This is a genomic window from Chroococcidiopsis sp. (genome assembly GCF_051657925.1).
Lineage (GTDB): Bacteria > Cyanobacteriota > Cyanobacteriia > Cyanobacteriales > Chroococcidiopsidaceae > Chroococcidiopsis.
The window spans coordinates 1-11,388 of record NZ_JBOFLP010000116.1; the positions used below are offsets into that span (position 1 = coordinate 1).

Annotated in this window: 11 protein-coding genes and 2 pseudogenes; 12 read left to right on the plus strand and 1 reads right to left on the minus strand. The window is 43.9% G+C overall.

All coding sequences use genetic code 11. The annotated features are described in order from the left end of the window. From ACRC32_RS08610 to ACRC32_RS08655, 10 genes and pseudogenes are all read left to right on the plus strand, one after another. Window positions 1-130 (plus strand): annotated as a pseudogene (locus ACRC32_RS08610) (IS1 family transposase); the annotation flags it as partial. 18 nt (window positions 131-148) lie between these two features. After that, window positions 149-463, plus strand: a pseudogene (locus ACRC32_RS08615) (glycosyltransferase); the annotation flags it as partial. A gap of 333 nt (window positions 464-796) precedes the next feature. Further along, on the plus strand, window positions 797-1,825 hold the full coding sequence (locus tag ACRC32_RS08620) for a glycosyltransferase family 9 protein (RefSeq protein ID WP_438553573.1): 1,029 nt from the start codon (window positions 797-799) through the stop codon (window positions 1,823-1,825). Window positions 1,826-1,853: 28 nt separating this feature from the next. Next, window positions 1,854-2,396, plus strand: coding sequence for a hypothetical protein (locus tag ACRC32_RS08625; RefSeq protein ID WP_438553574.1), 543 nt, complete (start codon window positions 1,854-1,856; stop codon window positions 2,394-2,396). A 137-nt stretch (window positions 2,397-2,533) separates the two neighbouring features. Beyond that, window positions 2,534-3,487 (plus strand): glycosyltransferase, encoded by a 954-nt coding sequence (locus tag ACRC32_RS08630; protein ID WP_438553575.1) that lies wholly within the window; start codon window positions 2,534-2,536, stop codon window positions 3,485-3,487. 143 nt (window positions 3,488-3,630) lie between these two features. Next, entirely contained in the window at window positions 3,631-5,559 is a 1,929-nt protein-coding gene (locus tag ACRC32_RS08635; RefSeq protein WP_438553576.1) for a glycosyltransferase, read from the plus strand. Between the two features lie 20 nt (window positions 5,560-5,579). Further along, on the plus strand, window positions 5,580-6,305 hold the full coding sequence (locus tag ACRC32_RS08640; RefSeq protein WP_438553577.1) for an SDR family oxidoreductase: 726 nt from the start codon (window positions 5,580-5,582) through the stop codon (window positions 6,303-6,305). Window positions 6,306-6,366: 61 nt separating this feature from the next. Next, a complete protein-coding gene (locus tag ACRC32_RS08645; RefSeq protein ID WP_438553578.1) occupies window positions 6,367-6,954 on the plus strand; it encodes a D-glycero-alpha-D-manno-heptose-1,7-bisphosphate 7-phosphatase in 588 nt (195 codons plus the stop codon). Between the two features lie 105 nt (window positions 6,955-7,059). Further along, a complete protein-coding gene (gene rfaE2, locus ACRC32_RS08650; RefSeq protein ID WP_438553579.1) occupies window positions 7,060-8,523 on the plus strand; it encodes a D-glycero-beta-D-manno-heptose 1-phosphate adenylyltransferase in 1,464 nt (487 codons plus the stop codon). Between the two features lie 53 nt (window positions 8,524-8,576). Continuing rightward, a complete protein-coding gene (locus ACRC32_RS08655) occupies window positions 8,577-9,686 on the plus strand; it encodes a glycosyltransferase family 9 protein (protein ID WP_438553580.1) in 1,110 nt (369 codons plus the stop codon). On the opposite strand, the gene ACRC32_RS08660 is transcribed toward ACRC32_RS08655, so the two are convergent. Continuing rightward, window positions 9,658-9,771, minus strand: a complete 114-nt coding sequence (locus tag ACRC32_RS08660) for a DUF4351 domain-containing protein (protein ID WP_438553583.1) — start codon at window positions 9,769-9,771, stop codon at window positions 9,658-9,660. The genes ACRC32_RS08655 and ACRC32_RS08660 overlap by 29 nt on opposite strands. A 127-nt stretch (window positions 9,772-9,898) precedes the next feature. Between ACRC32_RS08660 and ACRC32_RS08665 the strand changes: the two genes are divergently transcribed. Together ACRC32_RS08665 and ACRC32_RS08670 are read left to right on the plus strand one after the other, a co-directional pair. After that, a complete protein-coding gene (locus ACRC32_RS08665; RefSeq protein WP_438553581.1) occupies window positions 9,899-10,207 on the plus strand; it encodes a hypothetical protein in 309 nt (102 codons plus the stop codon). Between the two features lie 5 nt (window positions 10,208-10,212). Beyond that, the coding region (locus ACRC32_RS08670; protein WP_438553582.1) for a glycosyltransferase family 9 protein at window positions 10,213-11,388 on the plus strand (1,176 nt) is incomplete at its 3' end.

The following is an 11,388-nucleotide window of genomic DNA, read 5'->3' on the forward strand; positions in this document are numbered from 1 at the left end:
TTTAGTTATCAGCTACTTCAATTGGATTTGGCAACATTCATGCCTGGGAACTACAGCAGCACAGCGAGCAGAGTTAGCCGAGCGTCCTTGGACTTGGAATGATATTGCTGCTTATCCCACACTTTCTTGAGGCACAACCGAAGGTTTTCCCCTAGTAATTGTAGAGGCGATGTTGGCTGCACGTCCTGTGGTTGCTACTCGCGTCGGTAGCGTAGCTGAAGCAGTTATTGATGGCGAAACAGGATTTTTAGTCAATAAAAATGATGTTGTAGGGCTAGCATTGGCACTGCGACAGTTAAGGGACAATGCTCAATTGCGCTGGCGTTTTGGTCAAAGAGGGCGAGAAATTGCCAAAGCTAATTTTACAGTTAGGCAGATGAGCGATCGCTACGAACTACTGTGGCGCGAATTATTAGCCCGACCTCAAGCACCTAGATTATTTGTTCCTCGTCCTAAAGATTAATTGAGCTTGATAATATTGTCATTTGTCATTTGTCATTTGTGAAGGGTATAGGGCTGGCATTGTCCACCTTAGAAAAGCACGGTCTAGGATTGCTGTTTTCAAAGATTGCTACACTTGTCTAAGTATGAAAAAATACTTCATTCTTTGCAGAAAATGAACACTTTTATGCAAGGTTGAATCTACCTATAGAAAGAAGAAAAAAGATTGTTTATCTTAATTGTGCAATTGCACAATTTTTGAGTGAATAAATCAGCAATTATTTGGACAACTGCCCAATGAAAAAATCTAGACGACTTGCCTAAGATAGTTGAACAAAAGTAGGCGAGTCAGTCTATGAGTTACAGCCATCGACTCCCAAAAGTATCGCAAGTGGCGATCGCCCGTTGCTTACCAGGACTAGGCGATCTACTATGCCTTGTTCCGGCGTTGAGGGCTTTACGTGCTGCCTTACCTGAAGCACGTATTACACTGATTGGTTTACCTAACTCTCAAAGCTTTGTGAAGCGATTCAACCGCTATATAGATGCTTGGTTAGAGTTTCCAGGTTATCCAGGGATTCCTGAAGGATGGCGATCGCCCCAGCATACTCATGCATTTTTGACTCAAATGCAAGCGCAAGCCTTCGATCTAGTCATTCAAATGCACGGTAGCGGTATTGTGAGTAATTCGTTCGCAGTATTACTAGGAGCGAAATTGAATGCAGGCTTTTTCTTGCCAGGATATTACTGTCCCGATCCAGAATGGTTTTTACCCTATCCAGATCGAGAAGCAGAAGTAAGACGGCATCTATGTTTGATGGCATTTTTAGGTATTCCCTTACAAGGCGAACAATTAGAATTTCCGCTTTGGGAATCTGACTGGTGGGAATTACAACAAATATCTGCGGTGTATGACTTACAACCTCAGCACTATATTTGCATTCATCCAGGTGCAAGTATAAGCGATCGCCGTTGGTCACCACGTCAATTTGCCCTTGTCGCCGATGCATTAGCTCAACAAGGGTTTGCGATCGTTCTCACCGGAACCGTAGCAGAAACAGGTTTAACTGAAGCGGTTGCCGAGGCTATGAATACCCCTGCAATTAACCTAGCAGGACGCACCAGTTTAGGCGCATTAGGGGCATTACTCAAACAAACTGCACTTTTGATCTGCAACGATACCGGAGTCTCGCATTTAGCATCTGCTTTACAAGTTAAGAGCGTAGTCATATTTTCTAATTCCGATCCCGAACGCTGGGGACCTCTAGATCGCGATCGCCATCGAATTGTTGTTGCTAGCAATGAAGGTGCGATCGCATCTGTCTTAACTCAAGCAAAAGACCTCTTACAACAGGAGGTAAGCAAGTCAAAAGTTAAAAGTTAAAAGTCAAAAATATGTAACGGCTTAGTGTATGCAAATTAATTGGCAACAGATGCGACGTTTGCTCATTATTTTTATCGGAGATATAGAAACAGAATTAACTTTCTTACAAAATGAGTTGCAGAAAATCCGAGAAACATCAACGGATGCAGAGATTACTTTATTAATATTATATGCAGAGCAGATCCCCCCTTGCCCCCCTTCAAAAGGGGGTTTAGAAAAATCGGATTTTATTTATCTTCCTTCTCAAAAAAGATGGAAGAAATTGAATTACCCCCCTTTTCAAAAAAGGTGGGAGAAATTGAATTGCCCCCCTTCTCAAGGGGGGTTGGGGGGATCGTTCGATCGCATCATCACTCATACAACAACTTGGCAAGATCCAGCTATAGAAAAAGAATTAGTCGAAAATCTAAATCAATTTGGCTTTGAGGCAGCAATTATCTTAACTAACAACAATGAATCTCCTTATCCCTTTGCTTATTTAGCCTATTTAGCTGAAATCCCGATTCGCGTGGGGCGATCGCGAGAATTTGGCGGTTCAGTTATCAGTGACCAGTTATCAGTTAACAGTTGACAGTTAACAGCAAACAAAGGAGTAATTCAAAATCTAAAATTGATTCACGCACCACTCTCTTACCAACTACCAATTACCAACTACCAATTATCAAGTAAGTAATTTTAACTTTTAACTTTTGACTTTTAACTTTTTTTATGCAAATTCTCACTTGGCACGTTCACGGTAGCTACTTGTACTACCTAACTCAAGCAAATCATGAGTTTTATTTACCCGTGAAACCAGACAAACCAGAAGGCTACGGCGGACGTTTACCTGGTTTTCCGTGGGGGGACAACGTGCGAGATATTCCAGCTGAAGAAGTACGAAATCTTGAATTTGACTGCATTTTATTTCAGTCGCGCAAAAATTACTTACAAGACCAATACGAAATTCTATCCGAATCGCAGCAACGACTACCTCAAATTTATTTAGAACACGATCCCCCTCAAGAACATCCGACGAATACCAAACATATAGTTGACGATCGCAACGTGCTATTAATTCACGTCACTCATTTCAATCAGTTGATGTGGGATAACGGGCGATCGCCGACTCGCGTTATCGATCATGGCGTAGTCATTCCTACCAACGTGCAATATACAGGAGAAATCGCCAAGGGATTAGTAGTTGTCAACGGTTTAGGCAAACGAGGACGGCGTTTAGGTGCAGATATTTTCGAGCGCGTGTGTCAGTCCGTACCGTTAGATTTAGTTGGAATGGACGCAGAGTCTCTAGGTGGACTAGGAGAAGTTCCCCACGCCCAACTAGCTCAATTTACCGCAAAATATCGTTTTTTCTTCCATCCAGTCCGCTATACCAGTTTGGGGTTAGCAGTATGCGAAGCGATGATGGTAGGGCTACCCATTGTTGGTTTGGCAACCACAGAATTAGCCACAGTGGTAGAAAACGGAATTTCCGGTTACATCGACACCGATCTCGATCGCTTAATTGAGCAAATGCGATCGTTGATTGCTAATCCCGATTTAGCTCATTACCTCAGTGCAGGGGCGAGACAACAAGCTCAAAAACGCTTCAACATCCAACGATTCACCCGTGACTGGGACGAAGCCTTTTTCTCTGTCGTTCAACGTTCCTTGTCAGCCGCCTGAAAAGACAAGGGAAATTTCGCAATTCGCGCCATGAGCGCAATTATCTTGTTCACCACACCCTACACCCTACACCCTACACCCTACACCCTACACCCTACACCCTTCTCCACGCACCCCACACCCCTAACTCCTCACCCCTTCCCATGAAACACATTGCCCTAATTAGCGAACATGCCACCCCGTTAGGAATTTTTGGGGGGGTTGATAGTGGTGGTCAGAATGTTTATGTCGGTCAGGTAGCAAAACACTTGGCAGCAATTGGTTATAGCGTTGATGTATTCACGCGACGCGATCGACCCCAATTACCAGAGGTGGTGGAGTGGCATTGCGGAGTCAGAATTATTCACGTTAGCGCAGGTAAGCCGCAGGTATTGCCCAAAGAGGCATTACTACCGCACATGGAGGAATTTACTGCCAATGCGATCGCTTTTATGGATCGTCAGTGGCGCTACGACCTGATCCATGCCAATTTTTGGATGTCAGCCTTAGTTGCCGCAGAAATTAAGCGCCAACGAGGAATTCCCTTTGTGGTTACGTTTCATGCGTTAGGACGGGTACGGCGTTTGCATCAAGGCAATGCCGATCGATTTCCTGACGAACGCTTTGCAATTGAAGATCGGATCGTGCGGGAAGCCGACAAAATTATTGCCGAGTGTCCCCAAGATCGAGAAGATTTACTTTCCCTTTATCAAGCCGATCCTGAAAAGATTAAGGTGATTCCCTGCGGTTTCGATCGCTCGGAGTTTTGGCAGATCGAGCGCTTCCAAGCACGATTGAGTTTAGGTATACCTCAACAGGAAAGGATCGTACTGCAACTCGGTCGCCTAGTTCCTCGTAAAGGTGTGGATAATGCGATCCGAGGGTTTGCGCGTTTGGTCGAGCAGCATGAAATTGCAGCACGTTTGCTAATTGTGGGGGGCGAGTCCGTTCATCCCGATCCGCAAATTACGCCTGAGATCGGTCGCTTAAACGCGATTGCATCTACCTTGGGAATCGGCGATCGCGTCACGTTTATCGGTCATCGAGGGCGCGAGGTACTGAAATATTTTTACAGTGCGGCGGATGTCTTTGTGACGACTCCTTGGTACGAACCGTTTGGCATTACCCCTTTAGAAGCAATGGCTTGCGGTACGCCCGTCATCGGCTCGAATGTGGGAGGAATTAAATTTACAGTTAAAGATGGAGAGACGGGATATTTAGTTGCACCCAACGAACCGGAAATATTAGGCGATCGCCTTGCCTTTCTGTTCCAAAACCACTCTTTGTTACACCTTTTAGGCAAACAGGCACTCCGCCACGTCGAACGATGCTTCACCTGGCAAAAAGTTACTAGTGAGATTGCCGCACTCTACGAAACGGTTTTAGCAGGTAGCAAATTGGTTGGTAATTCCATGCATGAATTGGCAGCGATCGCAAGTAGTTTCGATGCAGCAATTCAAGCTTTTCAAGCATCTAAAGCCACCCTGAGTGAAGGGATTCTCGCAGCAGCCCAGCAATTAAGCCACTGCTTTGCCCAAGGGGGAAAAGTCTTAATTTGCGGTAATGGTGGTAGTGCGGCTGAAGCGCAGCATCTGGCTGCCGAATTCGTCGGTCGTTTTCGCTGTCCCTATCGGGCAGGACTACCCGCGATCGCACTGACGGCTGATAGTGCAATTTTGACTGCATGGTCAAATGATGTGGGATATGACGACATTTTCGCCCGACAGGTGAAAACCTTTGCTCAACCTGGAGATATATTGCTCGGTATTAGTACTAGTGGGCGATCGCGTAATGTCATCAACGCTTTCCAAGCAGCACGCCAGCAAAATCTTAGTTGCATTGCCCTCCTTGGTGGTAACGGTGGTGAACTGGTAGGACTTGCAGATATTGCAATTCGCGTTCCTGCCAACGATCCGCAACGAATTCAAGAGGTTCAGTTGTTAGTAGTGCATTTATTGTGCGGATTGGTAGAGGAAAAACTATTAACCATTCCACAAGCATCAGTATCCCAATTATCAGGGAGCAGGGAGCAGGGAGTAGGGAGCAGTTATCAGTTATTAGTTATCAGTGAGCAATTACCCATTACCCAATAACAAATCAAAAGAACAAAATTATGCAAAATTTAACTGCAAAAGTAGCACTAGTTACAGGTGGCGCGCGTGGATTAGGCGAAGCAATTTGTCATACCTTAGCTGATGCTGGAATTGTCACCATTATTGCCGATATTCGTCTTGAATTAGCAGAAAAAGTTGCTCAAAGTTTGTGCAATAACGGCAAAGAAGCAATGGCAGTAGCACTTGATGTTTCTAGCGCCGCACAAGTTGAAACTGTTATTGAAAAAATTGTGGCTCGATATGGAAAAATAGACGTTTTAGTTAATAACGCAGGCGTAGATTTAACCGTTCCAATTGAAGAAATGCCCGTTCAAGAATGGGAGCGTATTCTTAATGTGAATTTAACGGGACCATTTATCATGTCTAAAGCCGTTTTTACCCCAATGAGAGAACAGGGAGGCGGTTTTATTATTAATATTACTTCGACAGCGGCTAAACGAGCATGGGCAAACGCATCAGCTTACCACGCTAGCAAATGGGGATTATTAGGCTTTTCTCATGCTCTACATGTTGAAGGTAGACCGCACAATATTAAAGTAACTGCTGTGGTCGCTGGCGGGATGCGAACCCCTTTCTTAACCGAACGTTTTCCCGAACTCGATTTAAGCACATTGCAAGATCCAAAAAATGTTGCTCAAACAGTTTTATATCTATTAATGCAACCAGCCGATACGGTAATTCCAGAAATCATGGTTTTACCAATGAAAGAAAGTTCTTGGCCCTGATTTGATTTTGGATTTTGGATTAAATCTACTTCTGCTCCCTGGTTCCTGCTCCCTACTAAATATGAAAGCAGTTTTTCTGGATAAAGATGGTACTTTAATTGAAGATGTTCCTTACAACATCGATCCAGATAAAATTCGACTTTGTGCAGGTGCATTAGAAGCAGTACAAATTTTAGCTGCTGCTGGCTACCAAATTTTGATCGTTACAAATCAATCTGGTATAGCACGCGGCTACTTTCCAGAAACGGCTCTCATTAAGGTAGAGAAACATTTACGGCAATTATTAGCTACTGCTGGTGTTTCTCTAACAAGTTTTTATTATTGTCCTCACCACCCTCAAGGAGTTGTAACAAAATTTGCGATTGATTGCGATTGTCGTAAACCCAATCCTGGCTTGCTGAAAAAAGCAGCGGACGAACACTCAATTAAATTACATCAATCTTGGATGATTGGTGATATTTTAAATGATATTGAAGCAGGAAATATAGCAGGTTGCCGCACAATTCTAATCAACAATAGTAATGAAACTGAATGGCAACTATCGCGATCGCGATTACCCAACTTTATCGTACATAACTTACGGGAAGCTGCTGCGGTAATTATGGCAAGCGATCGCTCGCCTCCACAGAAAAAACATACCTATTCTTAACATTATTCATACTTAAATCGCAAAAAATCTTTGCGCCTACTCTTCGAGAACGCTCCGCGTATGCGTCTTTGCGTGACACAAAAACAAAATCATGGAATATAAATTATGATTGCCCAACAATATCTCAATAAATGGACAAACTTGCACGTTCTTGTGATTGGCGAAGCAATGTTAGACTGTTACTTAGAAGGAACCTCTAACCGCCTTTGCCGAGAAGCACCCGTTCCCATCGTCGATGTTAGTAGCTTGAAAGATGTACCTGGAGGTGCAGCAAATACAGCAGCAAATATCGCTCGTTTGGGAGCAAGTGTATCATTCATATCAGTCATAGGAACCGATTTAGAAGGCGATCGCTTAAAACGAACTCTCCAAGAACGAGGAATTTCCACGCATAATTTAATCGCCTCTACCCAAAGGCAAACTTTACTCAAACAACGCATCTCCTCTGACTCTCAATTACTTTTAAGGTGCGATCGCGGTAGTACAGAAATCATCGATCCTCAAGTTGAAAACCAACTTATTGAAAACTTAAACCGTCTTTATTCAACTTGTGACGCAATTGTAGTCTCAGATTACGGTGGCGGGATTCTCACACCAAGAATTATTCAAACAATAGCTCAACTTCAAGCACAGTATCCTCGAACTATAGTTGTTGATTCTAAACAGTTGAAAAATTTTCAGTTTGTTAATATCACTGCAATTAAACCTAACTATCAGCAAGCCATTCAACTATTAGGAATCTCAGCTTTAAAAGGAAAAGAACGAATTCAACAGATCGCAGACTGGGGAGAAAAACTACTCGATTTAATTAACACCCACCTTGCCGCAGTCACCCTAGATACCGAGGGAGCCATCATTTTTGAGCGTAACAATCCTCCCTACATTATCCCTTCCCATCCCACGTCCAACAGCCAAGCAACGGGCGCAGGAGATACATTCGTAAGCGGCTTAACCCTTGCCTTAGCCGCAGGTGCAGAAGGAAAACTTGCTGGATCGATCGCATCTGCAACAGCAGCAATTGTGGTAACTCAACCAGGTACGACGACTTGTAGCTTATCAGCATTACACCAGTCTCTTTCTGGTAATCAAAAACTAGTTGTCAGTCGGGAATCGCTAGTAACTTCGATCCAAGAACACCGCAATTGGAAACACAAAATTGTGTTTACCAATGGTTGTTTCGATCTTCTACATCTCGGACATGTCACCTATTTAAAACAAGCAAAACAATTAGGAGATATTCTCATTGTTGGTGTTAACTCAGATGAGAGTATTCGACAATTAAAAGGTGCAAATCGTCCTGTAAATTGTTTGAGCGATCGCTTGGCAATTCTCTCTGCTTTGGAAAGCGTCGATTATGTCATTCCTTTTGCTGAATCAACCCCTAGCGAACTGATTAAAATTATTCGTCCTGATATTTACGTTAAAGGAGGAGACTACACACCAGAAATGCTACCTGAAGTTCCTTTGATCGCAGAACTAGGTGGCGAAGTCAAAATCTTACCTTACGTCAGCAACATTTCTACAACCGCAATAGTCAACCGCATCTATCAAACCTTTGTTAACAGTTAACAGTTAACAGTTAACAGTTAACAGTTATCAGCGATCGGTGAATTTAAATTCTAATGGAAAATCAACAGTTTTGGCATAACGCCAAAAGAATTCTCTGTGTCAGACTAGACACGATTGGCGATGTTATTATGACAACTCCCGCCATCCGTGCTTTAAAAACTTCCGACTGCGATCGCCATATTACCTTAATGACTTCTTCAGCAGGTGTTGTAGTTGCACCACTTTTACTAGATATTGATGACTTAATTGTTTACGACTCTCCCTGGTTAAAAGCAACTGCAACCCGCCAAAATAGCGATCCTGAATATGCCATTATCTCCGAACTGAGAGAAAGAAATTTTGATGCAGTAGTCATTTTTACGGTTTACAGTCAAAGTCCTCTACCTACTGCCTTTCTGTGCTACATGGCAGGTATTCCACTGCGATTAGCACATTGTCATGAAAACCCTTATCAATTACTAACCAATTGGGTTAAAGATCCCGAACCGGAAAGTTTTACCCGTCACGAAGTTCAACGTCAACTCGATTTAGTAGCTAGTATTGGTAGTACAGTTGAAGATAAACGCTTGAGAGTACAGATATCGGAAATTGCGAGAAAAAACATTCAAAACATACTTGAGGAAATCGATATTAATCTCAGCCAACCTTGGATTGTTATGCATCCAGGCGCAACAGCAATTTCTCGTCGCTATCCTCCAGAAAGTTTTGCGATCGCGGCACGTAAATTAGTGGAAGACTATAATATTCAAGTTATTTTTACAGGTATAGAATCAGAAATAGAACTCGTCGAATCAATTCGTTCTCAGATGCGATCGCCTTCTTTTTTCCTCGTGAATAAACTGAATTTATCCCAACTTGCTGCATTATTAGAAAAAGCACATTTATTAATATCTAATAATACTGCTCCCGTGCATATTGCTGCCGCAGTCGGTACACCAGTTGTCGATCTTTATGCTTTAACTAACCCGCAACACACCCCTTGGGAAGTTCTCAATCGTGTCATTTTTCACGACGTTCCTTGTCGGATTTGTTATAAAAGCATTTGTCCTGAAGGACATTACCACTGCTTGCGTTTAGTCGAACCTGAAAGAGTCGTAAATGCTGCGTTAGAACTGTTGCAGGTTCGCCAACTAGCTATGCCTGTTCGCGCACCCACGTTGTGAGAGCGGTAACATCTGTAAAATCAAGGAGGGCTTCTGCTAATGCTTCCAACTGAGTAGTAGTTAATGTCTGAATTTGTGCCTCAATTTCGAGAGGAACGCTACCAAATCGCCGTTTTAACTGACGCTAACCACCAGACAAAATCAGCAGGATACTCTTCAGCTAAATATTTATAGGCGTTGTCGTAACTCAATTTTCTGTTCGGAGCCAAATTGTGACGAAAAATGATTATAGAACAATTGATGTCTTAATTCCAACCCGCGATCGCCCGCGTAAATATCGTATAGCCTGGGCAAGCGGCTGCGCCATCTACGATCGCCAAAAATTATTAGATGTCGGCGGATACAACTTTTGGCAAGAACTTCCTCCCCATGCTTGCGGCGAGGACGTGTTAGTACAATTGCGGCTGATGGCAAAATATGGCGGTTGCGGTTTACTCCCTTCAGGAGCATATCACCAAGAATTACCAACCACAATTAGCGATCGCAGTCTTGACGCGCCACACTTATTACCTATTTGTTAGTCAAAGTGAAACGAATTTTATTTATTGAATTATTGGGAGGAATTGGAGATTTAATTATCGCACTACCGGCGATTAAAGCTTTGGCATTGTCCCATCCTCAAGCGCGGATCGCGGTGCTGACTTTTCCTCCAGGTGGCGAACTGCTACAAAGCGATCGCCACATACATGAAGTCATTTTTGCCCAGCGAGGAGCAGCGCGTCAATCGGTCGAGCAGATACTCACTCAGCAGAATTTCGATCTGATTGTTTCTGATGTCAATTATGATGGCATTGCCGAGCTAATTCATAATAGTAGTGCTAAACGCACGGTGACGAATTTATGGCGTAACCCGCCCGATAATCAATTCATAAGCGATCGCTTTTGTCAAATTTTGTTTGAAGCGGGTTTAATTGCAACTGCTCGACTACGCCACGGCAGATCCCCCCAACCCCCCTTAAAAAGGGGGGCAATTGGATCTTCACATGCCTCCAGTGGTGGAGCAGAGAAGCGGCTTTCTCCCCCCTTGCTAAAGGGAGCAATCGAATCTTCCCACCCTGACTCAAGTGGTAGAGCAGAGAAGCGGCTTTCTCCCCCCTTTTTAAGGGGGGTAGAGGAGGATCTGATTCACCTGCTAGAGAGTGAAATAGCTACAGCTCGGCAAACATTTGGAGCCGCATACCGTCCATTGGTCTTTCTCATGCCCGATTCGGCAATGCCAATCAAGCGGTGGTCAACACAGAATTTTGTTACAGTTGGCAAAGCCTTACAACAGAAGTATAACGCCACCATTATTGTTGCTGGAGGTGACGATGAAGAGATGGCGCGGCAGGTTAGGGCAGAAATTGGCAAGACAGCACGAATTTGGCAACGGGGAACTCTGCGGGAACTCGCAGCTGGTTTATTCCAAGCAGATTTAGCGATCGCAGTTGATACTGGACTCGCTCACATCGCTGCTGCCCTTAATGTGCCTACCATTACCATCTTCGGTCCTGCTTGGCACAGACGCTACGGACAACCCGCACCTCATATCAATTTGCAGGGTTATTCCGAATGTTCCGAACGAGTCATTCGCAATTTTACCGAACAAAGCTGTTGGTACAGTGGTGTTTGTCCTTTCGATTGGCACTCCTGTACGGAGGATATATCTGTTGGATCGGTTTTGGCAGCTGCGGCGAAATTCTTAGATTGGCAGGAGCGTCTC

What these genes read in the sequence shown, in the direction of transcription:
- ACRC32_RS08625 (WP_438553574.1), top strand. Translation starts at nt 1,854, where the DNA reads ATGCAAATTAATTGGCAACAGATGCGACGTTTGCTCATTATTTTTATC.
- rfaE2 (WP_438553579.1), top strand. Translation starts at nt 7,060, where the DNA reads ATGATTGCCCAACAATATCTCAATAAATGGACAAACTTGCACGTTCTT.
- ACRC32_RS08630 (WP_438553575.1), top strand. Translation starts at nt 2,534, where the DNA reads ATGCAAATTCTCACTTGGCACGTTCACGGTAGCTACTTGTACTACCTA.
- ACRC32_RS08635 (WP_438553576.1), top strand. Translation starts at nt 3,631, where the DNA reads ATGAAACACATTGCCCTAATTAGCGAACATGCCACCCCGTTAGGAATT.
- ACRC32_RS08640 (WP_438553577.1), top strand. Translation starts at nt 5,580, where the DNA reads ATGCAAAATTTAACTGCAAAAGTAGCACTAGTTACAGGTGGCGCGCGT.
- ACRC32_RS08620 (WP_438553573.1), top strand. Translation starts at nt 797, where the DNA reads ATGAGTTACAGCCATCGACTCCCAAAAGTATCGCAAGTGGCGATCGCC.
- ACRC32_RS08655 (WP_438553580.1), top strand. Translation starts at nt 8,577, where the DNA reads ATGGAAAATCAACAGTTTTGGCATAACGCCAAAAGAATTCTCTGTGTC.
- ACRC32_RS08645 (WP_438553578.1), top strand. Translation starts at nt 6,367, where the DNA reads ATGAAAGCAGTTTTTCTGGATAAAGATGGTACTTTAATTGAAGATGTT.